Here is a 25646-nt window from a genome sequence, read left to right as displayed (position 1 = left end):
AACAAAATGAAAGTAATTAAAAGTTTAAAGGTAGCCGCGGTAGCAATTGCTGCAAGTGCACTATCGTTATCAGCATCGGCACAAGACAATACTTTGCTGGGCGCAGGAAGTACATTTGTGTACCCATTGTTCTCAAAAATATTTGCCGAGTATGCTACTAAAACCAGCGTAAAAGTTAATTACCAGTCAATCGGTTCAGGTGGTGGTATTTTACAGCTAACCAACAAAACTGTTGACTTTGGCGGATCAGATGCCCCTTTAAATGCTGATCAGGCTAAAAAAATCGGTGCTCCGGTTCTGCATATCCCTATGGCATCAGGTGCGGTTGTAGTTACTTACAATGTACCGGGCCTTACTACAGGTTTAAATTTAAGCGGTACCGTTTTAGCTGATATTTACTTAGGCAAAATTACTGCCTGGAACGATGCTAAAATTGCAGCACTTAACAAAGGCACTAAATTGCCTGAAACTCCGATAGTAGTTATCCACCGTTCAGACGGTAGCGGTACCTCTTTCATTTTTACTGACTTTTTAACAAAAGTTAACCCTGAGTGGGCTACTAAAGTAGGTAAAGCATCTGCTGTGAACTGGCCAGCCGGTTTAGGCGGTAAAGGTAACGAAGGTGTTGCAGGTTTAGTGAAACAAACCCCTGGCGCTATTGGCTACAATGAGTTAGCTTATGCTATCCAGAATAAAATGGCTTATGCTGATATTGCAAACAAGACCGGTAAATTTATTACCCCAACTCTTGAATCAACTACCGCATCAAGCAATGTTGAGTTACCTGCAAATGCCGAAGTATCATTAACAAATACTGATAACCCTAAAGGTTACCCTATTACCAGCTTTACCTGGGCTTTGATTTACAAAGAACAAAAATATAGCGATCGTAGTGCCGACAGAGCTAAACAACTGTTAAAGTTATTATGGTTTAACATTCATGATGGTCAGAAAAATTGCGCGCCTTTAAACTATGCGCCGCTTTCAAAATCGGCCTTAAAAGTTGCTGAAAAAATATTGAAGTCAGCTACTTATGATGGTAAAGCCATTTTATAATTAGTGAATTAGTGAGTTATTGATTTAGTGAATTAATAACTTTATAAAATCATAATGCAATTACCAGTTTCCGAAAATTTATGGGACTGGTAATTGTGTTAATAACAAAACCCCAATTTTGTGAAAAATAAAAGATTAGACCTCTCGTACAGCCAAATGAAATGGGAAACCATTTTCAGGCGGATCCTGATCTTTATGAGTATTATTTTGGTGCTGATAGTTATTGGCATTTTAATAACGCTGATAAAAGAATCAATACCTTCCATTAAATCATTAGGGATAGGCTTTTTGTGGGGTAAGGTATGGGATCCGGTATCAAACATATACGGCGCATATCCCTTTTTAATTGGTACGTTGCTTACCTCGTTCATCGCCCTTATTATTTCAATACCATTTTCATACGCTGTATCTATTTACCTGGGCGAGTATAATCCTAAAGGCTGGTTGTCAAACCTGTTAAAAAACACCATTGAGCTTATTGCCGCAGTGCCTTCTATTATTTATGGTTTTTGGGGCTTATTTGTTTTAGTGCCGATAATCCGCACGTTTGAAGCAAAAATTGGCGTAGCGCCTTACGGGATAGGTATTTTTACTTCATCGCTTATATTGGCGGTTATGATAATCCCTTACGCCGCATCATTGGGTATAACATTGATCCGTATGGTGCCATCGCCATTAAAAGAAGGCGCTTATGCATTGGGAGCAACCCGTTTTGAGGTTATCCGCAGTGTAATTATGCCATTTACAAGGTCGGGTTTGTTTGCCGGTGTACTTTTATCACTGGGCCGCGCCCTTGGCGAAACCATGGCGGTAACCATGCTGATTGGTAATACCAGCACGTTAGCACACACTTTTAAAGACCTGATATTTGGCCCTAGTAATACCATGGCCAGCGTTATTGCCAATGAGTTTACCGAAGCCGACCATACAGTTTACCTTTCAGCACTTATTGAGCTTGGTTTAGTGCTGTTTTTTGTCACCGTGGTTATTAACCTTATAGGTAAAAGAATAATCACCAGGTTTACTAACAATTAACGATATGGAAGCACGCATAAGAATTAGAAATACCAAGAGTATTTTATTTAAAGGAGTTATTGTTTTCTTAGCCTTTTTAATTACCGTTCCTCTTATTATTGTATTGCTTTATATAATAAAACAGGGTGTTACACAGGTAAACTGGCATTTTTTAACTCATGTACCTGCGCCGGTTGGCGAAAGCGGGGGCGGTATAAGCAATGCCCTTTTAGGCAGCTTTATAATGGTGATGATGTCATCGGTATTAGCTATACCTGTAGGGATGTTTGCCGGTATTTATTTGAGCGAAAACCCGCATACCAAACTTGCTTATTACAGTGGTTTATGTGTTGATATTTTGCAGGGGGTACCATCAATTGTTGTGGGTATTGTTATTTATTTTTGGCTGGTTAAGCCGTTGGGTACTTTCAGCGCCATATCAGGTAGTGTAGCACTTGCTATCATGATGCTGCCTATCGTTATCCGCTCAACCGAACAAACATTGCGTTTACTACCGCCATCGCTAAAAGAAGCTGCATTATCATTAGGAGTACCTTATCACCGGGTAATTTTAAAGGTTATTGTGCCTTGCGGGTTTGCGGGCATCTTATCAGGCATAATGCTGTCAATAGCACGTATTATTGGCGAAACAGCGCCATTATTGTTCACTGCCTTTGGTAACCCTTATTTATCATCGTCAATTACCAAACCAATGGAGAGTTTGCCCCACCTGATATTCACTTATGCCACCAGTCCGTATGACGAATGGCACAACCTTGCCTGGGGGGCATCATTCATATTATTAATGTTTGTTTTAACTTTAAACATAATTACAAAACTGATAACAAGAAAATGGAACATACAGTTGTAAGCGCATCAAAATTTAATGCCTGGTTTGGCGATAATCATGTTGTAAAAGATGTGAGCATCGGGATCGAAAAAAACCAGGTTATCGCAGTTATGGGCCCATCCGGCTGCGGTAAAACCACCTTTTTGCGCTGCATAAACCGCATGCACGAATTGATACCCGGTGCAACGGCAAAAGGATCGTTAAAATTATATGACGATGAGGTTTATACCATGAACCCCATATATGTGAGGTATAAAATAGGGATGGTTTTTCAAAGGCCAAATCCTTTTCCAAACCTTAGCATATATGACAACGTGGTTGCCGGTTATAAGCTTAACGGACTAAAAATGGCCAAGGCCGACATGGATAACATTGTTGAAAAATCATTAACATCTGCCGCTTTATGGAAAGAGGTTAAGGATTCGTTACACAAGAAAGGTACTTTCCTGTCGGGCGGGCAACAGCAGCGTTTGTGTATAGCACGCGCCATTGCTATGGAGCCTGAGGTGATTTTGTTTGATGAGCCAACATCAGCGCTCGATCCTATCTCAACTTCAAGCGTTGAACAGCTGTTTCATGAGCTTAAGGAAAAGTATACGCTTATTATAGTAACACACAATATGCAGCAGGCTGCGCGTGTAAGCGATAAAACAGCGTTCTTTTACCTGGGCGAACTGGTTGAGTTTGATGACACCAAGCAAATGTTTACCGCACCAAGCGATGTGCGTACACAAAATTATATTACAGGAAGGTTTAGTTAAGCGGAAAGCTTAAAGCAGAAAGCTGCTTTTTGCTTTGAGCTTTTTGCTTTCGGCTTTCAGCTAAATAATAAATTAACATATCACAAATATGACACCATTAGAAAATGAAATTACCGCGGTAAAAAAAGAGCTGGTTAGCATGTGGATCCTGGTTCAGTCGCAATTGAACAAGGCTAAAGAAGCCATGGTACAGTTTGACAAGGACCTGGCCCGCGAAGTTTTAATAAAAGAAAAAAGGGTAAACTCCTTTGAGCTTAAGATTGACAGGGATTGCGAAAATGTATTTGCTCTTTACTGCCCTGTTGCGGTAGATTTAAGGTTTTTACTTGCGGCCCTTAAAATAAACACCAACCTTGAACGGATTGGCGATATTGCCGCCGGTATTGCACTTTACGTTGTTGAATCGACTGTTAATTTTGAAGTTAGCGCATTGGAAAGCACTTCGCTGTTGCGGATGTATGACGAAGCCATTAATATTTTGATTGATACCCGTACAGCTTTTGAAAAGGAAGATACCGTATTGGCCCGAAGTATATTTAAAAGGGATGATGTGCTTGATGCTATAAATGAAAGCGCACCGGCCAACGTTACCGCACTTATAAAGGCAGATGCCAAAGGTATCCCTGAAGCGCTTTACATCCTTTCAGTTATCCGCAAGCTTGAGCGTGTAGGCGACCAGGCGAAGAATATTGCCGAAGAGATTATTTTTTACGTTGAAGCCAAGATCTTAAAGCACCTTGAAAGCAGCAGCCGGATGATTGAAGGCGAAGATGATGAGTAAGGATGTCGGATGTTCGATTTCGAATTTACAAGTTATTGAATATTGATTTTTAAAGAGATTAATTAGGTTGATTGATTAATAAATGAGGACAAGGCGGGTAGTGATATCCGCCTTTGTTGTTGATAATAGTCCGCGATGACAAAATGGACGATTATTTGTTGTATGCAGATTCATTAACCCAATGAAAACCCCGTTGTAACAGCGGGAATCCGTTAGGATCCAGCCTTCTCATCCAAACTTCAATGGTATCTTTTTTCCAAACCCCTTTTAATACAAGGTATTCCGTTGTATCATTCTTGTTAATGCCTTTGAAGTTTTTTAGGTCTGCAAGCCCGGGCTTTGTTAAATTATATATCAAGTTGAACTTGTGTGTTGTATCTGCATCGGTATAGGCTATCACGCTGCGTTTTTTTATATCGGTCTTGAAGTTGTAACGCCTTATGCTATCATTCATCATCTGAATTTGCGCGCTGCCACCGCGACTTATCATAAACCTTCGCCAGCGGATGGTATCAGTTAATAAAGGTTTTAATGTATCCCTGTTTTTTATAAAAGCTTCTACATTGTAGATACCGTACAGCGGCGGCTTTTTCGCTTTGGCGCCATTCTGTTTTTCCCTGGCAAAGGCGTCAACTAAGCCAAAGCAAAGCGTATAGATAATCAGCACATATTTTATAACAACAAGTGTGGTGTTTTTCCATTTTACTTTAAAGCGGTGAGGTGTAAGGTTTGATGGAAGCGCCTCCTTGTTTTTAAAGAAAAAGTTTATCAGCCGGCCTGCATCCCTCAGCATTAAAAAGAAGCACATAATAACAAGCGTGGTTGCAAGCAACTTTACAGGCACATCAAAACAATAATTAATGGCCATTATATTAGCTGCAACAACGAAGCCTACAATGGCGCCAAGTGTGCTGGTTTTCCGGGAAAATAATAATAACCCGGTAAGTACCTCGGCAAAGCCGGTAAAATAATTGAAGGCTTTTGAATATCCCATATAGGTCCACGCCAGGCCCATTGGTGAAAGATTGCCAACCGGTTCCAACAGCCTGCTAAACGAAGGTGATGGAAACTGCAGCTTTATCACCTTATAGAGGCCATAACTTATCATTGTGATAGCCACGTAATAACGTACCATAACGGTAAGCCAATAAAATAGCTTGTTATAATTTGAAGTACTACGGCCGGTAATTGACCATACAATGGTACCTATGATTGACATTAAAAATATTAAAAGGATGATAATGTAATCGTAAGTAGTATCGCCGCTGCCGGTTATAGCAATAATGATTGGTTTATGAAGGTGTAGGATGTGCGCGCCGATAAACGGAACAAGCTTATAAAAAGGCTGGAGATAGATTGCCTGTACACTATCAGAATAGGGAAACACCCCGTTGGGATTAAAAAACATATACAACAGAAAAAATATCATGAAAAAGCGGAAAGCAATTTTCTGAGCGGTTGACCAGTAGACTGGTTCGGCTGTTAGTGTTGTCATGCGGTTTTAGAAGATGTTAAATTGTGATTATCAACTCCTAAAATAAAGAAAGAATTAGCAATTATTGGTGATTAGCTTTGACAACTTTTTAAAAATTGTCAAAGCTTTGAGCGTTTTGTATGAAATTACTTATTAAAAGGAAACTCGTTAACCCAATGAAACCCACGCTTTAAAAGCGGGAAGTTTTTAGGATCCATTTTGCGCAAGCGGATGGATACGGAATCTTTTTTCCATGCACCCTTTAGTATCATTAGATCCGGTTTTTGCAAAGTATAGGTTAAATTGAATTTATGTAATGTATCTGCATAAGTGCTTGCGGTAATAGTATGTTTTATAGTATCAGGTTTAAAACTATAATATTTCATACTATCATTCATAAACTTAATTTGAGCGTTGTCTGCATAGCTTATCATTAATTTACTCCAGCGCAGGGTATCGGTTGTTATCGGTGGCAAAGTATCCTTGTTTTTTATAAAGCTTTCTACATTATAAATTCCGTAAAGCGGTGGTTTTTTTGCGTTATCGCCGTATTGCTTTGCTATAGATATGGCGTTATCAAAATTAGATAGTAAGGCAAAGGCTATCAGTAAATATTTGACAACAGTAAGTGTAATATTTTTCCATTTAGCTTTAAAACGGTGTGGCGACAGGTTTGATGGCAGCGTCTCCCGGTTCCTGAAAAAGAAATTGATCAATCGGGTTGTATCCCTTATCATTAAGAAAAGGCACATAAAAACCAAAGCCGTTGAAAGTAATTTTACAGGTACATCAAAACAATAATTAATAGCCATTATATTGCCAGCAACTACCAGCCCCACAATAGCACCCAGTGTAGTGGTTTTACGGAAAAAGAGCAACAGGCCGGTAATCAGCTCGGCAAAGCCGGTAAAATAGTTAAACCCAACAGAGTAACCCATGTAGGTCCACGCCAAACCCATTGGCGACATATTACCTACAGGCTCTATCAACCTGCCAAGTGATGGTGAAGGAAACTGCAGCTTAATTATTTTAGCGCTGCCGTAACTAACCATGGTAATGGCAACATAGTAACGCACAATTACGGTAAGCCAGTAAAGCAGCTTGTTATAGTTTCGGGTCTTTCTGTCGGTTATTGACCATATGATTGCGCCGAAAGCTGAGAGTGTTGTAAGAAACAAAAGAATTACATAATCGTAAGTAGTATCGCCGCTGCCGCCTGTAAAAGCGGTGATAGGCTTTGCAAGGTGCAGCACATGCTTGCCAAGCCAGGGGATAAGCTTATGAAAAGGCTGGATGTAAAGATTGAATGACCCTAACGTATATGGCTCTAAAGCATTTGGGTTAAAGAAAATATACAAAATAAAAAATATCATGAAAAAGCGGAAGGCGATTTTCTGAGCGGTTGACCAGTATGCGGGTTCGGCTGTTATGGTTGTCATGCAGTTTTAGGTTGTTAAGTTGTGATTATCAACGTCTAAAATAATAAAAATGCCTAACACTGTAATCTGTACTGTGTATATTTAAGTTTAATTAACATTATGAGTTATGAAAAATACCCCGCTAACTATTTTCAAAAAAAATGTCAGGTATCTGCTTATTGTTATGTTGGTAATAACCTTTGCCGCGTGCACAAGTGCGAATTCAAATACAGCCGCACTACAGGCAAAAGTTAATAGCATGAACCTGCAAATAGCACAAGCATATAAGCCGGGTTTAGGCGAATTTATGTCGGGCATCCAGGTGCATCATGCCAAGCTTTATTTTGCCGGGAAAAACCAAAACTGGAAACTGGCCGATTTTGAAATGGGTGAGATAAAGGAAGCGGTTGATGATATTAAAAAATATTGTACTGACAGGCCTGAAGTAAAATCACTCTCCATATTATATCCCGCGTTGGATAGTGTAAACAATGCCATTAAAGCAAAAAGCCTGCATAGTTTTGAAACAAGTTTTTTGTTTTTAACTAATAGCTGTAACAGTTGCCATAAAAACACCAATCATGAATTTAATGTGATCAAGGCGCCGGATACCCCGCCATTTAATAACCAGGATTTTAAGGTTAAGTAAAATGGATTTTAAATAGTTGAAACAGGTTGTAGCGAAACGTTTAGCATACCCGTATTGTTAATTAACACATACCGGTTCTAAATCAAATAAAATGAAAAAGTTACTTCCCATCATACTAATAGGCAGCTTTATTGCATTTTTAGATGCGTGTAAAAAGGATAATAACAATTCGCAAAGCGCAAAAATTGTTGGCAAGTGGCAGGAAACTAAGCTAAACATTCATGAGTCGAACGGTACGGCAGTTGATCGTGATACAACGTTTCCGGGCAATTCATTCACCACATCAGATTATATTAAGTTTAATACGGATAAAACTGCTGCTGTTTCGCAAAGCGGGATCTATACAATAACAGGCAAAGGCCACGCAGTTAGCGAGGGGACTATCGATGTTTCGTTAATAAACTACACCTATGAAGTTTCTGATTCAACTTTAACATTAATGCCAGTGCTTCGGCACCCTACAAATGGGAGTGGCGGCAACGGAATGGAAAGTATAGTTCAGTTAGATGCTACTCATTTGGTTTTGCGTACCTATTACTATTCGCCAGCGCCTTTTAGCCATAGCGAAACAGCCTATTTTATAAAAAAGGATTAGGGCTTTATATGTGCAGCGATAAAGTTTTCTGAATATACCTTTATCAAGTCCCGTACTTTTGTAAACTCATCCATTACCTGTTCAATATTGCCGGTAGCTTTTGCCGGATCTGGAAAGTTTTGGTGAAAACGCTCAACATTACCGGGGAAGAACGGGCAGGCCTCGTTCGCATTATCACAAACGGTTATTACATAATCAAAGGGAATGTTAATGTATTCATCAACATTGTTTGAGGTATGCTGGCTGATGTTTATCCCATCTTCGGCCATTACCAGTATAGCTTTTGGGTTTACGCCATGCGTTTCAATGCCTGCGCTGTAAATGGTTGCCGTATCGCCTGCAAAATGCCTTAAATAACCTTCTGCTATCTGGCTGCGGCAGCTGTTGCCTGTGCAAAGCACCAGGATGTTTTTCATGTAGTTTTAATTTTTATAGTTAGATAGTTGCAAACCGGCACCGCCAGTAAAGCCCCCGTAATTGGTGCGATGATATAGACCCAAAGATGCTCCAAATGTCCTGAAACTATTGCTGGTGCAATTGAACGGGCTGGGTTCATAGAGGCTCCACAAACCGGACCTGCAAACATTGCTTCAAGACCTACAACTGCACCAATTGCAGTACCGGCAAACATGCCCTGCTCTTTACTTCCTACTGATACGTTTATAATCACCAACATTAAAAAAAAGCTTAGTATCAGTTCAAGAATAAAGGATTGCATCTCTGTTCCCATTGGTATTGTGGCACCCAGTAGTTCGTTTAAGGGAAAAAGAAATTTTAATACAAAGCTCGCTAATAATGCGCCTGTTAACTGACTAATAATATAGCCGGGAAGCAATTTTGCAGGAAAACGCCTGGCAATAGTGAACGCTATGCTTACGGCTGGGTTTAAATGTGCCCCGGATATAGGGCCTAAGCTATAAATCATACTCGTTACTATAAGCCCAAAAGTTATGGCGACTCCTGCATGGGTGACCGCTCCGCCAAATTGCTGATCAATAATGATGGCGCCCGTTCCACAAAAAACAAGAGCGAATGTTCCGATCAATTCTGCCACGTAAGCCTTCATGATAATTTTAAAGAAATTTTAGCATCACAATAGCAGATTGCGGGCAAACATGGCTAAACTCGGACGACTGCTGCACTTGGGCCGGTACATCTGCCCTGGTAATTGTTTGATAACCTTTACGGGTAAAATAGCCGGGTGCAGTTTCTGTAAGCAGATAAATTGCTTTAAGTTTTTTTGCAGCGGCAAGTTGTTCAATATGCAGCAGCAGCTTATTAGCTATACCCTGGTTGCGGAAATTGATATTAACAGCAAGTGAGCGTAATAATGCATAATCGCCATAAATTTCTAAGCCTATTACGCCTGCAACCTCATCGCCCTTTTTGCTTACGGCAAAGTTTTCCAGTTGATCAGGCAGATCGGCAACCGGCAGTTTTTCTGCGGTTAGTAAAGCAATAATGCTTTCCCTGTATTTATCAGCTTGTTCTATTTTCATTGTGTATATAATTAGCAGCAGCCACCACCGGGGGTGCAGCAACTTTCTGCGGTTACAGCCAGGTTTTTTAATTGAACTTTTGGTTTTTCAACGGCAGGGGCACAGCATTCTTCGCCGGTTGCTGTTGTTCCGCAGCTGCCGCCACGACTGATTGCTTTGCATTGTACGGTATCAGGGCGCAGATCAACCAGCAGATTATCTCCGCTAACGGTAATTTCATTGGGGTACATTTGCCGGGTATCAAACTCTGAGTTGCCAAACTCAATTTTCACGGTGGCATTTGCATCTAATGGCAGCATCTTTTCAACCACTTTAATAATTGATAATGCCTTATCAACTTTCATGGCCCGTTCCTGTTGCCCACTTGCAGGCTCCCAGAGCTGAACAATTATCTCCGTCCAGTTATTCATTACGCCGCCGCAATCAACCGAGGTGATAGGGGCTTGTTTAATTTCGGTGATATGATAGGACGCATCTACCCACTTATTTTCCGCATATTGAAATTGCAGGTATAAGTTGGGGTTTTGTACCAGCGCTTCTTTAAAAGTGCTCCAGTTTAGTGATGTTGTATTGTTCATGGCCTTATATTTATTGCAATATTACGATGGATTAATTCAAATTTTTTTAACAGCAGCTAGGCTTTAATTCCGCTAAATTTAAAAAGTTGTTCAGCTGTTCTTTTAGCAACGCCCAGGCTTTCGGCTCAATACAATAGCATACGCTTACGCCTTCAATAGTGCCCTGGATCAAACCTGCAGATTTTAGCTCTTTTAAATGCTGGGATATAGTAGCCTGGGCAAGCCCGAGCTCGATAGACAGATCGCCGCAGATGCAGGCGTTTGCGGCCATTATCTGCTGTAAAATGGCAATGCGGGCCGGGTGTGCCAATGCTTTAAGCATAATAGCCAGCCTGTTTTGCTCATCGGTAAATATTTCTGTTTTAGTTAAGCCCATATATTATATCGCAATATTACGATGAATAGTTGAGATTTGCAAGAGTTCAGCAATAAATAATTGCTGAAATTTATGATCGATATTTTTAAGTCTATAGTATTAATTAAAGTTTGTTTTTTAATATTATAAGCTTAAAGGAATGAACTGAAGTTAGGTATCACAATTTGTGATACCTGCCAAAAGTACGTTAAAGAGCACGGTAGTATATCATCTTTATTAAAGAACAAGGGTGGATATATAATTGGATATCAAAATAAAACCGATGAGTAAATCATTTTGTAGCTCCTTCAAAAATAAGGAGTTAATAACGTAGCTGCCACGTGAGTCCCCGACTTGTACCAGCGGAGATAATAGATTGTAGCTGATTTTTTAATTATTATTTTATATTTTTAGGTGGTCGCAAATTGCGACCGCTTTAGTTTTTTAAGATCGCGATTGGAGACTTTAAAGCTATTTAATAGAATTATAAACAGGAGGCGGCCGCAATTTGCGACCGCCTCTAAAATATTATACGCTGAGTGGCAAAAAAAGATATAGAAACTAAACCAGTATTAGTTCGGATTCCTGACGAAGTTATTATTAACAAAATAATGGTTTTAAGGAATAAAAAAGTAATGATCGATCGTGATTTGGCAGAGCTTTATGGAGTAACTACTAAACGCTTAAACGAACAGGTAAAACGAAAAAGTAAACGATTTCCTGATGATTTTATGTTCCAGGTAACAACTGCAGAAAAAAATCAGCTTATTCAATTATTTGGACATTTGGATAGTTTAAAATATTCAACTGTACTTCCGTACGCATTTACAGAGCATGGAGCAGTTATGCTGGCCAGTATTTTAAATAGTGACCAGGCTATTTCAGTAAATATTCAAATTGTAAGAGCGTTTACAAATATTCGGCAAGCACTTACTGATAACACCGAACTCCGCTTAGAAATAGAACACATCAAAAAGAAAATAAATAATCACGATAAAAGTATTGAGCTGGTTTTTCATTACCTGGATGAATTGCTTGAGAAAAAAGAAAAACCTGCACCGCCCAGAAAGCGGATTGGTTACAAACCTGATAATGATCTATAATTTTTATAAACTAACTGCAGCATGAATTGCCAGCCTGTATTGGCGGACATTTAACCGTACCATAACTGCAAAAAACACAGCAATCACCAGCCAAGGGTTTTAAATGTGCCTGGCAACCCTCACAAACATAAAAATACTGGCAGGTATCAACAGGCATTGTTTCGGTTTTCTGATAGCCGCAAATGGGACATGTGATGGTGGATTGTAACTGAATTTCTTTTGTCATATCATTTTTCAGAAACCGTTGGGCTTTGCCTAATATACAAATCATTTTTTAATACATCCAACATAAACCGGGCTACATTTTGCCTGCTGATGATTAAACGGGGTTTGGGCGAATTGTTAAAGCTTACCAGCACTTTTTTATTGTTTAATGTGTTTGTTAGGCCAACCGGGCGTATTGTGGTCCAGTTTAGGGATGATTTACTTAAAAGGTCTTCCTGTAATTCATGGTCGCGATACGGGTAACCGATATTACTTTTATCTATAAGTAACCTAAACCAAAAAGGGATCTCTTTTTTTGTTTCGCCCACACCCCATGCGGTGGTTATAATTAGCCGTTTTATTTGCAATTGATCAGCTGCTTTAATGATGTTTTTCATCCCGGCTGATAAAAAGTTTTTTGGGGTTCGTAATGGCGCCCACGGAAAATCAGATGTGCGGGAAATGTTTAAGGTGCTTAGTATTGCTTCACAACCCTGCATGGCGGGTAATAATGTGTTAAGGTTAGTTGGATTGCCCTCAAATATTGTAATTGAATTTGAATTAAAATTTAGCTTGCTTTTATCGCGCAGCAAAACATTTACAGCATAGCCATGCTTATTGGCTTCTTCAATTAAAAGACGACCTGTTCTGCCTGTTGCTCCTAAAATGAGAATTCGCATGGTTAAATTTTAATAGATAGCTGCAACTGCCCACCTAATCCCTCCTCAATAATTTTCCTTAGTGTAGATACACGAACATCTTTAACATCATTCTCTACCTTTGATATATACGCTTTTGTAGTGCCACATTTATCCGCCAATTGAGTTTGTGTCAAGCCTTGTGCAAGTCTTGCATCATGGATCAATGCTCCTAATTTAAATTCCTGGTAAGCTTGTTCAAATTTATCGCGTTTCGCAGTACCCTTGTTGCCATATTCTTTATCAATAAAGTCATCAAGAGTGATAAGATTATCATTTTTCTTCATAATATGCCTCCTTTATCTTTAGTGCCTTTTCAATTTCTTTTATTGGTGTTTTCTGTGTTTTCTTTTGAAAACAATTAGCTATCACAATTAATTTGCCTTCATCAAAAAAGCAGACTATTCTAAAAATATCACTTCCTGATTGAACACGGATCTCAAATAATCCATCAGTACCTTCCATATGCTTTAAATAACTTTCGGGCACATGCTGAATTTCTTCTATCAACTTAAAAGTCCAGATAATTTTATCTTTTACTTTTTGGCGCTGTTTAGAGAAAAACTCCGGAAAATAATGTTTGTAAATAGTTATTGTTCTAAATTTCATAAAACGGTACAAATATAAACAAAGTAGCCTTATTGGGCAACTTTGCTGTTTATAATTCTTTTCTGCAAGTACGCAATTTACAAGAGCATATCACCAAACAAAAAAAACCAACCCCGCAGGATTGGTTTTATCAGTATTTAATATTCAATAACCTTTTAGCTTTCGCCTTTCAGCTTTCGCCTCAAATTACTGCTGCTGTCTTTGCAAAACAGGGCCAAACTTATTGGTATAATCTTTTAACTGCGCTGCAAGCTTAGCATTTAAAGCCGTTTGGTGGCTATCGCCGGTAATGCCTACCATCGCATTTATAACCGATACGCCAAACTGTACATTACGCAGATCTAAATTGTCTGAATTGTTTTTCAGCAGGTTATAGTTATAATCAAGCTGATCAACAACATAATCATCAATGCCTGTTACAAACTTATTAGCTAAAACATTGTCATGCAATCCATAAGCCGTTTGCGCCATAAACATCTTGCGGTATGCAACATCCAGTCCCGGATTTATATCAGGCATTACATCATCAAACTTGTGCAGGGCCTTTAAAGCCAGGTCAGGGTGACCATCTTTTATCAAGCCTTCGGCAAGATCAAGAAAGGTTGTAACCATAACCGGGTAAAACATGGTAGTTGACTCATGATCCAAATATTTAGCAGTTTTAAAGTTGCCATATTTAAACTTGGTCATCATGTTGTTGTACATCACCAGGCTATTGGTTTTACCCAATTGATCATGAGTGCTGGTATCGGGTTTAAACGGTATCAGGTGATAAGTAAAACCTTCTTTATAAAGATAAGGTTGTAAGCCTATCAGGTTTTCACTACCAATAGTTGTGGTAAAGCAAATAGGCCGTTTCCAGTTGTTATGCGCCAATATATCAAGTATGGCAAGATTTTCTTTGGTCACATAGTTTGAGGTGTATTTCCACTCTATAACTGAAGCCAGCTTGTCTTTTTGATCAGGAGTTATCACATGGTTCTTTAATACATCATCAGGGTTAATAGTGATCTTAAAGTTTTTAGTAGGCAGGTAATTTCCAAAATCGCCGCTTTGGTATTGTACCTGCGCAGCTTTATCGTCAGACGATATAAAATCAAATACCTCTTTTACTTCGACAGATCCTGGGATCTTTTTATCATCAAAATAAATAACATCGCGCACACCCTCTTTATATTTATCGTAAGGCATGGTGATAGGCAATGGTTCAGAGGCATTCATTTTACCCTGCATCTGGCGGATATACCAATCGCCTGTGAAAAGGCTCAAGTTAACAATGCGCACATCGGGGCGGATGCCTTCAACTTCCTGGTCATACCATAACGAGTAAGTGTCATTATCGCCATATGTAAATAAAATAGCATTTGGCGGGCAGGATATAAGGTAATCATAAGCCATATCATGCGGCGTCATTTTAGTTGAACGGTCATGGGCTTTCCATTCTTCTTTAGCCATAATTACCGGGGCAGCCAGCAGGCAAACACTGGTGGCCAAAATAGCAGCAACCTTAGCACTTAATTTAACACGGATCAGCTCGGCAATGGCAATTACGCCCAAACCTATCCATATGGCAAAGGCATAGAATGAACCAACATATGAATAATCACGTTCGCGTGGTTGTATGCTGGGCTGGTTTACATATAACACAATAGCTAAACCGGTAAAAAAGAAAAGCAACAGAACAACCAGTGCATCGCGTTTTTTACGTTGAAAGTGATAGATGGCGCCCAATAAGCCAATAATTAAAGGCAGTGCATATAATGGGGTGTAAGTAGTACCGTTAATAACCGATTTTGGCAGGTGTTTACCGCCATCTAAAATACCGCTTGTCCAGTTACCGTCAATGCCGCTCATGCTTTGTTGCCCATCGGCATCATTGTAGCGGCCAACAAAATTCCATAAAAAGTATCGTACATACATCTGGTACACCTGCCAGCTGGCCAGCCATTTAAGGTTATCAGCCATGGTAGGCGCCGCACCTTCGCTCATTTGCAGCCATTGGCGGTAAAATTGCGGATCCTGCCCATCGCTGCTGTACATACGCGGCAAAAAGGTAGTATGGTCATAAACATAATTTGTTTTTTTACCGGCATTTTCATAGCTGGTTTTACCTTTACGGTAAAGGGTGTTGCCTTCGGTTTGATCAATAACCTTGGCATCAAAATACTGACCGAATAACAATGGGTTTTCGCCATACTGAATGCGGTTTAAGTAACCATAAAGTGTAAAAGCATTATCAGGGTGCGAGTTGTTCAAATCGGGATTGGCTGTGGCCCTGATAGGGATGTAAGCGAATGAGCTGTAACCCAGATAAACGAAAGAGATACACAGAAATGCCAGGTTCATTAAAGGCTTTTTATTGCGGATGCTGTAGATAATACCAGCAACCAATATGCCCGCAATTATCAGGAACCATACAAAAGCGCCGCTCCAGAAACCGGTACCTAATGAGTTTACAAAGAAAAGATCGAAATAGGCGGCTATTTTTATGGAGTAGCCCCTGATACCGTATTGTACAAATACCAGTATAAGCACACCTATTAAAAATGTACCGATTGCACCGCTAACGTTTACGTTTTTGCCACGGCGGAAATAATAAACCATAGCAATTGCGGGGATAGTTAACAGGTTTAGCAGGTGGATACCTATTGAGAGGCCTATTACATAAGCTATAAATACTATCCATTTATCTGCACCGGGTTCATCAGCATGGGCGTCCCACTTTAATATAGCCCAAAAAACTATTGCTGTGCACAACATTGATAGTGCAAATACAATGGTTTCAACAGCCGAGAACCAAAAGGTATCGGTATAGGTAAAGGCAAGGGCGCCAACCAAACCTGCACCCATAATAAGGATGGTGCGGTTTTGATCTTCCGGCTCACCTGGTTTGCCGGCAAGCATTTTTTTAGCAATTGCGGTAATTGTCCAAAACAGGAACATAATGGTTGCACCGCTGGCAATTGCCGAACCCATATTAGTGAAGTATGGCACCTTTGCATTATTGCCGAATGACAAAAGCGAAAACATTTTACCCAGCATGGCAAACATTGGATAGCCGGGCTGGTGGGCTACCTGTAAACGGTATGCGCAGGAGATGAACTCGCCGCAGTCCCAAAAGCTTACTGATGGCTCTAAAGTAAGGATGTAGGTAATTGATGCTATGGCAAAACAAAGCCAGCCTAAAAGATTATTTATTTTTTTGTATTGCATTACAAATAATGGTTTATTGCAGGGTAAATATCAGGTTTTTTAACACTTTTTCCACTAAAACAGGTTCTACTTAACAACTTTTAACATATTAATAGGCCACGCTGCTTTAAAAGTTGCAAATATGGTAAAAAAGTCGGGAAATAAGTAAAACCCGAAAGGCTGTAAAGCACTAAAGAAGCAAAGGTTTGCATTTAAAAAAAGTTAAGTCAAATGAAATTTTTATTTCATCGTAAATAATACTTATTTTGTTGCGATACAAAATATTGATTGCTTACCTATGAGGAAATTAATAATACTTGTTATAATTGTAGTGTTTTCGGTCAATTTAAGCAAGGCTCAATCTGTTTATCTGCCTTATTCCTACCAGCTCGATCAAAAATTTAATTCAAGCGTTTACTCTTTACAAAGCAAGCTGCATACATCGCTAAAGCCATTTTTAATTGACAGCACCTTAAGCCCCACCTATAATGCAATAATGAACCGGGGAGTTGATAGCAGCCGTAAAACCTGGATAGTGCGCAAAATATTTAATGAGCATGTGTTTGATGTAAAAACCAAAGAGTATACTTTTTATGCTGATTATTTGCCAGACCTGCTCATTGGCCGCGATTTTACCGACAAGATAACTACTAACCTGAATACCCGTGGTTTCCAGCTGGGCGGTACAGTTGGAGATAAGTTTTCTTTTTATAGCAGTGGTTTTGAAAATTCGGCTAAGTTTCCAGGCTACTATAATGCAATTGTTAATAGCTATGCCTTTATACCCGGGCAGGCCTATAACAGGAGCTATCATGGACAGCCCACCGGCACGCAGGATTGGTCGTACGTAACGGCTATAGTTTCATATACACCCATTAAACAATTAAATATTACCCTGGGTACTGATAAAACATTTATCGGCGATGGCTACCGGTCATTACTGCTGTCAGACTTTTCGGCTAATTACCCATTGCTGCGCTTAACGGCAAACTTTGGCAAAGTTCAATATATGATGATGTGGGCATATCTTGAGGATATAAACCTGCCGAAATTTGATTCGTTTGGCAGCAACCGCCGTAAATGGGCTGCCTTCCATTACCTTGACTGGAATGTTACTAACCGCCTGTCGTTAGGCTTTTTCAATGCTTTGATAGCGCAGGAAGCTGATGATAACGGTAAATTTCATGGCTTTGACGCAAACTATATAAATCCGTTGTTTTTCTCAAGTTCATTGGGGCCATCATCCCAGCCTGACAATGTGTTAGTTGGCTTTACCGGGAAGTATAAGATATTTGATAAAACAGCAATTTACGGACAGTTGCTTATAGATAACTTTAAAGCAAGCGATTTCTTTTCAGGCAGTAACAATATGGATAACACCAACGGTGTTCAATTAGGGATCCGCGGCGCTGATTTGTTTAAGGTGAAAAGTTTTAACTACCTCCTTGAGTACAATAGTGTTAAGCCATATACTTATGCAAGCCCGCAGGCTATAACAAGCTATAGTGATTACAGCCTGCCGCTTGGTGATCCGCTTGGAGCAAACTTCAGGGAGTTTATAGGGATATTGAATTATTCAATAGGCAATTTTGATTTTATGGGCCAGGTTAATTATGCCAAATATGGCCTTGATCCGGCAAATATGAATTTTGGTAAAGATGTTTTTAAAACCAGTACTTCAGCATCAGCAACAACCACCAGCATAGGGCAAGGAATTCCTACCACCTTACGTTACGCCGAAGGGACGGTATCATACCTCATAAACCCGAAATATAACCTGCGTTTTGAACTGGGCGGCCTTATCCGCGATGAGAAGAATGATGCAGGAAGCAGAAAAACTACTCAAATTACCTTTGGCCTGCGCAGCACATTCCGGAGTATTTATCATGATTTTTAGGGAAGTCGGGAAAGTCAGTAAAGTCCGTAAGACCGGAAGTCCGAAAGATAGGACGGGTGATCGGTATGGTAAATAAGGACTTGCACAAATTTGGAAGCTAAGCGCTTTTTTCTTTCGGACTTCCGGACTTTCCCGACTTTCGGACTCCCTTAAAACTTCAATGCCACACTGGTTTCAAAGTAAAAGACCGATGCTTTATTTGATATTTGGCTTGCTACCCCTTTGGGCAGCTGATTTTGAACAATAGTATAAGTTGGAGTAAATTGAAAAATAAAGTGCCCGCTTTTATATTCAACAGGTGCCGACAGCTCGTAATCAAGTAATTTATATTTGCTAAGCTGATTTATATATTGGGTAATAAGTGCGTTTTGAGCAGCTGTGCGCTTTAGGCTTTTCAAATTTTTACGGGTTAAATAAGCATCGTAGAAATTTTCTGTGCCGGTGTTTGCAGTAACTGTGGGCGAGATCAATAAAATATCGGCGTCGCCAAAAATGCCAATCATAATAAAATCATGTGTGATGCTTAAGTTTACAAATGCATCGTTATTAATGCCCTGCTTGTTTATATTGTAATCAGCGCTTAATGCGGCAGTTAAAATATCGCCTATATCATAACTTAAATTGGCATTAAAGGTATTACTTATTGATGATGCTATTTGAGTACTCGCCTTGTTATAAAACAATTTTGAATAAGATACCCCGCCCGAAAGGTCGTCAGTAATATCAAAATCATAGCCGGCGCTAAGGTCGCCTCCATCCAGCTTCTTCTTTTTTCGTCCTGGAATAATATCCAGGCTTCCTGAAAAGTATATGCCCGATTTTAGCGTGTATTTTATCTGCGGTATAAGGGTGGGCGTACGTGTGGTATCTGTACGGCCCATAAAAACATTGTTGCTTGAATAATTTATACCGAATTTAATTGACGAGGTGCCATCATTGCTTTTATCGCCGGGCTTTATTTTTTCATCGGCGCCGGGCAAGGGGCCTGTTTGGCTAAATGCACTTATGGAAAAAACTAAAAATAAAATAGATAGAAGTGTTTTGTTTAATAGTTGAATCATGTTTTGATTAATAGGGGATGCTGTGCTGTTTGACTTTAAATGGTATTAAGGCTTAATATCTATTATTTTTTATTAAACCATTTGAACATACTACCGTCAATAGTATGCATTTTAAAACTTAAATAATAAACTATGAAGAAATTTGCCCTAATGAGTGTTGCCAGGCTGTTTGCTGCCGTAACATTTGCTCAAACAATTTCCTGCAGCAAAATATAAAAGAGAAGCTTTAACCATACGGTAATAAAAGTTAATAATTTATTATGAAAGTGACTTAAATATCACAATATGTTATCAAATAAAATTAACCCTCTGGCGTTATTTAAACAGTAGTTTTTCAATTATTAACTTTTAATTCAGGGTCGGATAGCAGATACTTTACTCAACCTAATTGATTTAACTATGCTTAAGCGGATATTAATGCTTGATGACAACCAGGATATACTGGATGTTGTTAAAGAAGCACTTTTATATGAAAGGTTTGAGGTTACCATAACTTCAGAACCCGAAAATATTATTGAAACCATAAAAGCCTATAAACCCGACCTGGTAATGCTTGATTATAAGTTGAACGGAACCAGGGGCGATGATATTTGCCGCCAGATTAAAGCCCACCATCAAATCAACAATATTCCTGTTATTATTTGTTCGGCTTATTTGAATAAGGACGACCTGCTTGCCTGTGGCTGTGACGCCATTATAACAAAACCCTTCGGTTTGGATGAATTGGTGGGCACTGTGAATGGGTTATTATTAGTTGATTAAGTTAGATTAAGTTAGATTGGGTTGATTAAGTTATGTCAAGCCATTTTAAAGTAAAACAACCACTCACTTAATCAACTTATTCAACTCAATCAACCAAAAAACACTATTTTTGCGCAAATTTTAGCGGGATGAGTAAAGTAAAAGTAGGCCTGGTACAAATGACCTGTACCGCCAACAAACAGGAAAATTTAGATAAAGCAATTGTTAAAGTTAGAGAAGCTGCCCAAAAGGGTGCACAGATAGTTTGCTTACAGGAACTATTTACCTCGCTTTATTTTTGCGATGTTGAAGATTATGACAACTTTAAGCTGGCCGAGGCTATCCCTGGTCCGTCAACTGATGCACTGTCGGTTGTGGCAAAGGAGCTTGGTGTGGTGATAATTGCTTCACTGTTTGAAAAGCGCGCACAGGGCCTTTACCATAATACAACCGCAGTTTTAGATGCGGACGGTGCTTACCTTGGCAAATACCGCAAAATGCATATCCCGGATGATCCGGGTTTTTACGAGAAATTTTACTTCACTCCCGGCGACCTGGGCTATAAGGTATTTAAAACCAAATTTGCTACTATAGGTGTGCTTATCTGCTGGGATCAGTGGTACCCCGAAGCTGCCCGCATTACCGCCCTTATGGGTGCCGAGATCTTGTTTTACCCAACCGCTATCGGCTGGGCAACTACACAGGATGAAGCTACTAACGTTGAACAATATAACGCATGGCAAACCATCCAGCGCTCGCATGCGGTTGCTAATGGCGTGCATGTGGTAAGTGTAAATAGGGTAGGTGAAGAAGCAGGCGTTAAGTTTTGGGGAGGATCATTCTTTGCCAATCCGTTTGGAGCTTTGATCCACCAAACATCAACCGATGATGAAGAGGTGGTTGTGCAGGAACTTGATCTGGCAAAATCTGATTATTACAGGAGTCATTGGCCGTTTATGAGGGACAGGAGAATTGATTCTTATCAGCCAATCACCAAAAGATTTATTGACGAGGACTAATTAATAAAGCGTTATTGCGTTTTTTTTGAACCATGATTCACATGATTTTTTGATTCCCTGATTTATTAATACGGTATAAGGATCCTTTAATCCTAAAATCAGGTAAATCATGGTTCATACAATTGAGCTATAAACCATCAACCATGAACTACTACACACCAACCGGATTCCATTTCCCGGCCGAATGGGCAAAACACACCGCTACATGGCTTAGCTGGCCGCATAAGGAGGCTTCATGGCCGGGTAAGATAGATTTGATCTATCCAAAATACTGCGAGTTTATTAAAGTAGTAAGCGAAGGCGAATTGGTGCGCATTAATGTAAAGGATGAGCAGATGGCAGCCTTTGCCAAACAGCAGTTAATAATTGCCGGTGTTGATTTGAAACGGATTGAGTTTTTTGAGTTTGAAACAAATGATGCCTGGTGCAGGGATCATGGTCCGGCGTTTTTGATAAATGCAGATACCAAGCAAAAGGCTATTGTTGACTGGGGGTATAATGCCTGGGGTGGTAAATATCCGCCGTTTGATTTGGATGATGTTATCCCTACAAAAATAGGCGAGTGTTTCGGTTTACAGGTATATCATCCCGGGATTGTAATGGAAGGCGGCTCGGTTGATTTTAATGGGAAAGGTACTTTAATAACTACCACGGCCTGTTTGCTGAACAAAAACCGGAACCCGCATTTAAAACAGCAGCAGATAGAAGAATACCTGCAAAACTATTATGGTGTTGAGCAGGTATTATGGCTTGGCGATGGTATTGTTGGCGATGATACAGACGGCCATATTGATGATATTACCCGCTTTGTAAACGAAGATACTGTAGTTACCGTTGTTGAAGAAAATAAGAACGACGAGAATTATCACCTGCTGCAGGAAAACCTTGAAGAACTAAAAACTATGCGCTTGCTAAACGGCAAGCAACTGAACATAGTTGAGCTGCCAATGCCCGATGCGGTGATCTATGACGATCAGCGTTTGCCTGCATCATACGCTAATTTTTATATCGCAAATTCGGCTGTTGTGGTACCAACTTATCGCTGCGCCAATGACGATAAGGCATTAGATATTTTACAAGAGTGCTTCCCTGACAGAAAGGTTGTTGGGATTGATTCAACTGATATTATATGGGGCCTGGGCAGCTTTCACTGTTTAAGCCAGCAGGAACCGGAGGTGTAGCTTTAATAAAAAAAAACGTCATGCTGAACTTGTTTCAGCACCCCACTTGCTAAGTCTGCACCATGCTTTCCATTTGTATGGTGTAGACCTGCATGGTAGCTTGTCCTGTGGGGTGCTGAAACAAGTTCGGGATGACATGGTTGGTTTTATACATCACTTTTTTCACCGACACTTTTTCCCTCCTTACCGACATCTGTAAACACCTTACCAACATTCCATTGCCCGGCTTTAAATACTGCTGTACTTTTAGTTAATATTTAAAACGTAAAACAATGGAAACTATCATAAATAAACCTGCAAAAAATAATGGCAAAGTAATGGCCGGGATAATCATTGTGATTATAGGCGGTTTATTGCTTATCGATCAGCTCGACCTGTTCTTTGTTCCCAATTGGTTAATTAGCTGGCCAATGATACTTATAGGTTATGGCCTTTATATGGGTGCAAAGTATAATTTCAAAAAGCCAATTTATATCTGGTTGCTGGTTATGGGTACAGCCTTTTTGCTCACCGACAATATTGACAATGCCGACCGTGTAGTTTGGCCCTTAGCCATAATAGGTACCGGCGCATGGATGGTAATGAAACATACGAAACCGGCAGAAGTTAATTACCCGGAGAGTAAATTTAAAGAGATTTAATTTAACAAAGCATTTTTCATAGCGGTTGAGAGCTGCCCTGGTGATCCGGGGTGGCTTTCTTTTTTTGAATTAAATTATCATCTTCATTAAATATTAAAATCCATTAATTTGTATTGCGTTATTAATAATCAGCATGAATAAAACTTTACGAACACTTATTTGCCTGGTGCTGCTTTCATTGTCAGCCAGACTCGCATCGGCACAAAACAAAATAGTTGTCTTTCAATCGGATTTTGGGGTGAAGGATGGCGCCGTTTCAGCCATGAAGGGCGTTGCCATGGGCGTATCGACTGATTTGAAGTTGTATGACCTTACGCACGAGATCCCTGCATATAACATTTGGGAGGCGGCTTATCGCCTTGAACAAACCGTAAGGTATTGGCCTGCAGGTACCGTATTTGTTTCGGTAGTTGACCCGGGCGTGGGTACAGCGCGTAAATCGGTGGTGCTTAAAACAAAGTCAGGCCATTATATAGTAACGCCTGATAACGGCACCTTAACGCTTATAGCCCAATCGCTGGGGATTGATGAGATTAGGGAAATTAATGAAGCCGTAAACCGCCGCAAGGATTCGCAAAAATCATATACCTTTCATGGCAGGGATGTTTATGCCTACACAGCTGCACGATTGGCCGCCGGGGGTATCACTTATGAGCAGGTTGGGCCGGTATTGCCTAAACAGGTTATCAGCATTCCGTACCAACAGGCGGTAATGGAGGGTAAAACTATAAAAGGCAATATCCCGGTGCTTGATGTACAATACGGCAATGTTTGGACTAACATTCCGGATACTTTATTTAAACAGCTAAACCCCAAATTTGGCAACATTGTGCATGTTGCTATCTTTAACAAAAACAAGCAGGTTTACCAGGGCGATATGCCCTACAGCCAAACCTTCGGCGAAGTTGCAGAAGGTAAGCCGCTGGCTTATTTGAACAGCCTTTTGCAGCTATCGTTTGCGCTTAATATGGATGATTTTGCCAAAACCTATCGGGTTGCAAGCGGTGGTGAATGGAGCGTAGAAGTGAGTTTAAAGTAAGTAAAGATAGTCTTCCCTCTTTCCGCGCAGCGAAGAGAGGGCGGTCGAGCGAAGCAATGACCGGGTGAGTGAATTCTGCGGGCGATATTAACATCAATGCATTAACGCGAATGCATGGCGTATAGTTAACTCACCCGACGACGCTTCGCTGGTCGACCTCTCTTCACCTGCGGCGGAAAGAGGTGGGGAAAGAGGAAAAAATAAAAATTAGATCATTTATCCAACTTTTTCACCGACACTTTACATTATCTTACCGACTTCTTTAAATATACTGCCAATTTTTGTTTGGCATACTTATAATGTTACCTTAGTTTTGAATACGATTTAAAATGCTAATAATATAATGGACAACGATATAGTACACCCTAACAATCCCCGCAATGGCAAAGCCCTGGCTGGGATAATTTTACTGGCCGTAGGTGCTATGCTGCTTATTAAGCAGCTCGATTTCTTTTTTGTTCCGGGTTGGTTATTTAGCTGGCCAATGTTGCTTATTGGCTGGGGGCTTTTTATTGGTGCAAAAACCAATTTTCACAAGCCTTCGTCTTTTTTACTGATACTTATAGGCATTGTGTTTTTGATAAATGAAAACTTTGACCGTGCCGACCGGATAGTATGGCCAATTGCTATTATTGGATTTGGTTTATGGCTGATATTAAGGCGCCATAGCCATTTTGATAAGGAAAACTGGAAAAATGATAACAAGGCAAAATGGGACTGGACTAAAACTGAGGAAAAAACAGCCGGTGGGCCAATAGCTGATTATACTGTTGATCCCTCAGCTTCAGGAGTTCCGCCAATTAATCCTTCGGCTTCCTATAGACATACTGGGGATGATTATCTTGATACAGTATCTGTTTTTGGATCGGTAAAAAAGATCATCCTTTCAAAGAATTTTAAAGGCGGGGAAATAGTAAACATTTTTGGCGGTGCCGAACTTGACTTTACCCAGGCTGATATTGCCGGTAAAGTAATAATTGATATAACCCAGATCTTCGGCGGTGTAAAAATGATAGTTCCGCCGCATTGGCAGGTAGTTCCGGATATTGCCGCTGTATTTGCCGGCATCGAGGATAAAAGAATGAAAAGCACAGCTACTATAGGCAGTGAAAAAATATTGGTACTTAAAGGCGTTTCGATTTTTGCAGGAGTCGATATACGTAGTTATTGATTTTCTGAATAAGAATAGCAAAATATACGTCATGCCGAATTTATTTCGGCAACTCATAGG

At 39.9% G+C, this 25646-nt stretch carries 29 protein-coding genes; 15 read left to right on the top strand and 14 right to left on the bottom strand.

Going from position 1 to position 25646, the window contains the following annotated elements; genetic code table 11:
* Positions 1 to 6 precede the first annotated feature (6 nt).
* The 5 genes from pstS (at position 7) to phoU (ending at position 4462) form a co-directional block, all read left to right on the top strand.
* The gene (pstS, locus tag BUE31_RS08670; RefSeq protein ID WP_073402452.1) at positions 7 to 1056 is read left to right on the top strand and encodes a phosphate ABC transporter substrate-binding protein PstS; all 1050 of its coding nucleotides are present in this window, start codon (positions 7 to 9) and stop codon (positions 1054 to 1056) included.
* A 120-nt stretch (positions 1057 to 1176) separates the two neighbouring features.
* Positions 1177 to 2091, top strand: coding sequence for a phosphate ABC transporter permease subunit PstC (gene pstC, locus BUE31_RS08665; protein WP_200801894.1), 915 nt, complete (start codon positions 1177 to 1179; stop codon positions 2089 to 2091).
* Positions 2092 to 2095: 4 nt separating this feature from the next.
* Positions 2096 to 2941: a phosphate ABC transporter permease PstA gene (gene pstA, locus BUE31_RS08660; protein WP_073402448.1), complete on the top strand. Its 846-nt coding sequence runs from the start codon at positions 2096 to 2098 to the stop codon at positions 2939 to 2941.
* A complete protein-coding gene (gene pstB, locus BUE31_RS08655; protein WP_073402446.1) occupies positions 2923 to 3681 on the top strand; it encodes a phosphate ABC transporter ATP-binding protein PstB in 759 nt (252 codons plus the stop codon). Before pstA ends, pstB begins: the two co-directional genes overlap by 19 nt.
* An 88-nt stretch (positions 3682 to 3769) precedes the next feature.
* A complete protein-coding gene (gene phoU, locus BUE31_RS08650; protein WP_073402445.1) occupies positions 3770 to 4462 on the top strand; it encodes a phosphate signaling complex protein PhoU in 693 nt (230 codons plus the stop codon).
* A 151-nt stretch (positions 4463 to 4613) separates the two neighbouring features.
* Here the strand turns inward: phoU and BUE31_RS08645 are convergent, their stop codons facing one another.
* Together BUE31_RS08645 and BUE31_RS08640 are read right to left on the bottom strand one after the other, a co-directional pair.
* Entirely contained in the window at positions 4614 to 5957 is a 1344-nt protein-coding gene (locus BUE31_RS08645) for a hypothetical protein (protein ID WP_073402443.1), read from the bottom strand.
* Positions 5958 to 6082: 125 nt separating this feature from the next.
* Positions 6083 to 7375, bottom strand: a complete 1293-nt coding sequence (locus BUE31_RS08640; protein WP_073402441.1) for a hypothetical protein — start codon at positions 7373 to 7375, stop codon at positions 6083 to 6085.
* Between the two features lie 106 nt (positions 7376 to 7481).
* Between BUE31_RS08640 and BUE31_RS08635 the strand changes: the two genes are divergently transcribed.
* Positions 7482 to 8003, top strand: coding sequence for a hypothetical protein (locus BUE31_RS08635; RefSeq protein WP_200801893.1), 522 nt, complete (start codon positions 7482 to 7484; stop codon positions 8001 to 8003).
* A gap of 91 nt (positions 8004 to 8094) precedes the next feature.
* Positions 8095 to 8598 (top strand): hypothetical protein, encoded by a 504-nt coding sequence (locus tag BUE31_RS08630; protein ID WP_073402439.1) that lies wholly within the window; start codon positions 8095 to 8097, stop codon positions 8596 to 8598.
* Here the strand turns inward: BUE31_RS08630 and BUE31_RS08625 are convergent.
* From BUE31_RS08625 to BUE31_RS08605, 5 genes are read right to left on the bottom strand one after another with little or no spacing between them, the layout of a single operon-like run.
* On the bottom strand, positions 8595 to 9014 hold the full coding sequence (locus tag BUE31_RS08625; protein ID WP_073402437.1) for an arsenate reductase ArsC: 420 nt from the start codon (positions 9012 to 9014) through the stop codon (positions 8595 to 8597). The two genes, BUE31_RS08630 and BUE31_RS08625, sit on opposite strands and share 4 nt — an antisense overlap.
* Positions 9011 to 9664, bottom strand: a complete 654-nt coding sequence (locus BUE31_RS08620) for an aquaporin (protein WP_073402435.1) — start codon at positions 9662 to 9664, stop codon at positions 9011 to 9013. Before BUE31_RS08620 ends, BUE31_RS08625 begins: the two co-directional genes overlap by 4 nt.
* 7 nt (positions 9665 to 9671) lie before the next feature.
* Entirely contained in the window at positions 9672 to 10097 is a 426-nt protein-coding gene (arsN2, locus tag BUE31_RS08615; RefSeq protein ID WP_073402433.1) for an arsenic resistance N-acetyltransferase ArsN2, read from the bottom strand.
* 11 nt (positions 10098 to 10108) lie between these two features.
* A complete protein-coding gene (locus tag BUE31_RS08610) occupies positions 10109 to 10675 on the bottom strand; it encodes a DUF6428 family protein (RefSeq protein ID WP_073402431.1) in 567 nt (188 codons plus the stop codon).
* Between the two features lie 46 nt (positions 10676 to 10721).
* Positions 10722 to 11051 (bottom strand): ArsR/SmtB family transcription factor, encoded by a 330-nt coding sequence (locus BUE31_RS08605; protein WP_073402429.1) that lies wholly within the window; start codon positions 11049 to 11051, stop codon positions 10722 to 10724.
* A gap of 518 nt (positions 11052 to 11569) precedes the next feature.
* On the opposite strand from BUE31_RS08605, the gene BUE31_RS08600 reads away from it, so the two are divergent.
* The gene (locus tag BUE31_RS08600; protein ID WP_234997778.1) at positions 11570 to 12133 is read left to right on the top strand and encodes an ORF6N domain-containing protein; all 564 of its coding nucleotides are present in this window, start codon (positions 11570 to 11572) and stop codon (positions 12131 to 12133) included.
* Between the two features lie 10 nt (positions 12134 to 12143).
* On the opposite strand, the gene BUE31_RS31595 is transcribed toward BUE31_RS08600, so the two are convergent.
* The 5 genes from BUE31_RS31595 to BUE31_RS08575 form a co-directional block, all read right to left on the bottom strand.
* A complete protein-coding gene (locus tag BUE31_RS31595) occupies positions 12144 to 12359 on the bottom strand; it encodes a GDCCVxC domain-containing (seleno)protein (protein ID WP_073402427.1) in 216 nt (71 codons plus the stop codon).
* A 1-nt stretch (position 12360) separates the two neighbouring features.
* Positions 12361 to 13017, bottom strand: a complete 657-nt coding sequence (locus BUE31_RS08590) for an NAD(P)-dependent oxidoreductase (protein ID WP_073402425.1) — start codon at positions 13015 to 13017, stop codon at positions 12361 to 12363.
* A 2-nt stretch (positions 13018 to 13019) separates the two neighbouring features.
* Positions 13020 to 13322 carry a helix-turn-helix domain-containing protein gene (locus BUE31_RS08585; protein ID WP_073402423.1) on the bottom strand — a complete coding sequence of 101 codons (303 nt, stop codon included), beginning with the start codon at positions 13320 to 13322 and terminating at the stop codon, positions 13020 to 13022.
* Positions 13309 to 13644 (bottom strand): type II toxin-antitoxin system RelE/ParE family toxin, encoded by a 336-nt coding sequence (locus BUE31_RS08580; protein ID WP_073402421.1) that lies wholly within the window; start codon positions 13642 to 13644, stop codon positions 13309 to 13311. The genes BUE31_RS08585 and BUE31_RS08580 overlap by 14 nt, the downstream gene beginning before the upstream one ends.
* A gap of 186 nt (positions 13645 to 13830) precedes the next feature.
* Entirely contained in the window at positions 13831 to 16857 is a 3027-nt protein-coding gene (locus BUE31_RS08575) for a glycosyltransferase family 117 protein (protein WP_073402419.1), read from the bottom strand.
* A gap of 277 nt (positions 16858 to 17134) precedes the next feature.
* Here BUE31_RS08575 and BUE31_RS08570 point away from each other — a divergent pair, with 277 nt between their 5' ends.
* On the top strand, positions 17135 to 18733 hold the full coding sequence (locus BUE31_RS08570; protein ID WP_073402417.1) for a gliding motility protein RemB: 1599 nt from the start codon (positions 17135 to 17137) through the stop codon (positions 18731 to 18733).
* Between the two features lie 149 nt (positions 18734 to 18882).
* Here BUE31_RS08570 and BUE31_RS08565 read toward each other — a convergent pair whose 3' ends face one another.
* Complete coding sequence (locus BUE31_RS08565; protein WP_073402415.1) at positions 18883 to 19794, bottom strand: hypothetical protein; 912 nt, start codon at positions 19792 to 19794, stop codon at positions 18883 to 18885.
* A 399-nt stretch (positions 19795 to 20193) separates the two neighbouring features.
* Between BUE31_RS08565 and BUE31_RS08560 the strand changes: the two genes are divergently transcribed.
* From BUE31_RS08560 to BUE31_RS08550, 3 genes are all read left to right on the top strand, one after another.
* Positions 20194 to 20556, top strand: a complete 363-nt coding sequence (locus tag BUE31_RS08560) for a response regulator transcription factor (RefSeq protein WP_073402413.1) — start codon at positions 20194 to 20196, stop codon at positions 20554 to 20556.
* A gap of 128 nt (positions 20557 to 20684) precedes the next feature.
* Complete coding sequence (locus BUE31_RS08555; RefSeq protein ID WP_073402411.1) at positions 20685 to 21554, top strand: carbon-nitrogen hydrolase; 870 nt, start codon at positions 20685 to 20687, stop codon at positions 21552 to 21554.
* Positions 21555 to 21697: 143 nt separating this feature from the next.
* Positions 21698 to 22735 carry an agmatine deiminase family protein gene (locus BUE31_RS08550; protein ID WP_073402409.1) on the top strand — a complete coding sequence of 346 codons (1038 nt, stop codon included), beginning with the start codon at positions 21698 to 21700 and terminating at the stop codon, positions 22733 to 22735.
* A gap of 49 nt (positions 22736 to 22784) precedes the next feature.
* On the opposite strand, the gene BUE31_RS30985 is transcribed toward BUE31_RS08550, so the two are convergent.
* Positions 22785 to 22928, bottom strand: coding sequence for a hypothetical protein (locus tag BUE31_RS30985; RefSeq protein ID WP_159440649.1), 144 nt, complete (start codon positions 22926 to 22928; stop codon positions 22785 to 22787).
* A gap of 79 nt (positions 22929 to 23007) precedes the next feature.
* Between BUE31_RS30985 and BUE31_RS08545 the strand changes: the two genes are divergently transcribed.
* The 3 genes from BUE31_RS08545 (at position 23008) to BUE31_RS08535 (ending at position 25586) form a co-directional block, all read left to right on the top strand.
* Positions 23008 to 23376 (top strand): LiaF transmembrane domain-containing protein, encoded by a 369-nt coding sequence (locus BUE31_RS08545; protein WP_073402407.1) that lies wholly within the window; start codon positions 23008 to 23010, stop codon positions 23374 to 23376.
* A 133-nt stretch (positions 23377 to 23509) separates the two neighbouring features.
* Positions 23510 to 24415: an SAM hydrolase/SAM-dependent halogenase family protein gene (locus BUE31_RS08540; protein ID WP_073402405.1), complete on the top strand. Its 906-nt coding sequence runs from the start codon at positions 23510 to 23512 to the stop codon at positions 24413 to 24415.
* 343 nt (positions 24416 to 24758) lie between these two features.
* Positions 24759 to 25586, top strand: coding sequence for a LiaF transmembrane domain-containing protein (locus tag BUE31_RS08535; RefSeq protein WP_073402403.1), 828 nt, complete (start codon positions 24759 to 24761; stop codon positions 25584 to 25586).
* Positions 25587 to 25646 lie beyond the last annotated feature (60 nt).

Origin of the sequence: Mucilaginibacter sp. OK098 (assembly GCF_900142915.1) — a bacterium.
GTDB lineage: Bacteria > Bacteroidota > Bacteroidia > Sphingobacteriales > Sphingobacteriaceae > Mucilaginibacter.
Note: the sequence above shows the minus strand (reverse complement) of the source record. Positions and strands in the feature narration are given on the sequence as shown.

What these genes read in the sequence shown, in the direction of transcription:
- BUE31_RS08570 (WP_073402417.1), top strand. Translation starts at nt 17,135, where the DNA reads ATGAGGAAATTAATAATACTTGTTATAATTGTAGTGTTTTCGGTCAAT.
- BUE31_RS08575 (WP_073402419.1), bottom strand. Translation starts at nt 16,857, where the DNA reads ATGCAATACAAAAAAATAAATAATCTTTTAGGCTGGCTTTGTTTTGCC.
- BUE31_RS08565 (WP_073402415.1), bottom strand. Translation starts at nt 19,794, where the DNA reads ATGATTCAACTATTAAACAAAACACTTCTATCTATTTTATTTTTAGTT.
- BUE31_RS30985 (WP_159440649.1), bottom strand. Translation starts at nt 22,928, where the DNA reads ATGTCGGTAAGGAGGGAAAAAGTGTCGGTGAAAAAAGTGATGTATAAA.
- BUE31_RS08580 (WP_073402421.1), bottom strand. Translation starts at nt 13,644, where the DNA reads ATGAAATTTAGAACAATAACTATTTACAAACATTATTTTCCGGAGTTT.
- pstB (WP_073402446.1), top strand. Translation starts at nt 2,923, where the DNA reads ATGGAACATACAGTTGTAAGCGCATCAAAATTTAATGCCTGGTTTGGC.
- BUE31_RS08585 (WP_073402423.1), bottom strand. Translation starts at nt 13,322, where the DNA reads ATGAAGAAAAATGATAATCTTATCACTCTTGATGACTTTATTGATAAA.
- BUE31_RS08560 (WP_073402413.1), top strand. Translation starts at nt 20,194, where the DNA reads ATGCTTAAGCGGATATTAATGCTTGATGACAACCAGGATATACTGGAT.
- BUE31_RS08540 (WP_073402405.1), top strand. Translation starts at nt 23,510, where the DNA reads ATGAATAAAACTTTACGAACACTTATTTGCCTGGTGCTGCTTTCATTG.
- BUE31_RS08590 (WP_073402425.1), bottom strand. Translation starts at nt 13,017, where the DNA reads ATGCGAATTCTCATTTTAGGAGCAACAGGCAGAACAGGTCGTCTTTTA.
- arsN2 (WP_073402433.1), bottom strand. Translation starts at nt 10,097, where the DNA reads ATGAAAATAGAACAAGCTGATAAATACAGGGAAAGCATTATTGCTTTA.
- BUE31_RS31595 (WP_073402427.1), bottom strand. Translation starts at nt 12,359, where the DNA reads ATGACAAAAGAAATTCAGTTACAATCCACCATCACATGTCCCATTTGC.
- BUE31_RS08555 (WP_073402411.1), top strand. Translation starts at nt 20,685, where the DNA reads ATGAGTAAAGTAAAAGTAGGCCTGGTACAAATGACCTGTACCGCCAAC.
- BUE31_RS08620 (WP_073402435.1), bottom strand. Translation starts at nt 9,664, where the DNA reads ATGAAGGCTTACGTGGCAGAATTGATCGGAACATTCGCTCTTGTTTTT.
- BUE31_RS08605 (WP_073402429.1), bottom strand. Translation starts at nt 11,051, where the DNA reads ATGGGCTTAACTAAAACAGAAATATTTACCGATGAGCAAAACAGGCTG.
- BUE31_RS08640 (WP_073402441.1), bottom strand. Translation starts at nt 7,375, where the DNA reads ATGACAACCATAACAGCCGAACCCGCATACTGGTCAACCGCTCAGAAA.
- BUE31_RS08645 (WP_073402443.1), bottom strand. Translation starts at nt 5,957, where the DNA reads ATGACAACACTAACAGCCGAACCAGTCTACTGGTCAACCGCTCAGAAA.
- phoU (WP_073402445.1), top strand. Translation starts at nt 3,770, where the DNA reads ATGACACCATTAGAAAATGAAATTACCGCGGTAAAAAAAGAGCTGGTT.
- BUE31_RS08550 (WP_073402409.1), top strand. Translation starts at nt 21,698, where the DNA reads ATGAACTACTACACACCAACCGGATTCCATTTCCCGGCCGAATGGGCA.
- BUE31_RS08630 (WP_073402439.1), top strand. Translation starts at nt 8,095, where the DNA reads ATGAAAAAGTTACTTCCCATCATACTAATAGGCAGCTTTATTGCATTT.
- pstS (WP_073402452.1), top strand. Translation starts at nt 7, where the DNA reads ATGAAAGTAATTAAAAGTTTAAAGGTAGCCGCGGTAGCAATTGCTGCA.
- BUE31_RS08625 (WP_073402437.1), bottom strand. Translation starts at nt 9,014, where the DNA reads ATGAAAAACATCCTGGTGCTTTGCACAGGCAACAGCTGCCGCAGCCAG.
- BUE31_RS08610 (WP_073402431.1), bottom strand. Translation starts at nt 10,675, where the DNA reads ATGAACAATACAACATCACTAAACTGGAGCACTTTTAAAGAAGCGCTG.
- BUE31_RS08535 (WP_073402403.1), top strand. Translation starts at nt 24,759, where the DNA reads ATGGACAACGATATAGTACACCCTAACAATCCCCGCAATGGCAAAGCC.
- pstA (WP_073402448.1), top strand. Translation starts at nt 2,096, where the DNA reads ATGGAAGCACGCATAAGAATTAGAAATACCAAGAGTATTTTATTTAAA.
- BUE31_RS08545 (WP_073402407.1), top strand. Translation starts at nt 23,008, where the DNA reads ATGGAAACTATCATAAATAAACCTGCAAAAAATAATGGCAAAGTAATG.
- BUE31_RS08635 (WP_200801893.1), top strand. Translation starts at nt 7,482, where the DNA reads ATGAAAAATACCCCGCTAACTATTTTCAAAAAAAATGTCAGGTATCTG.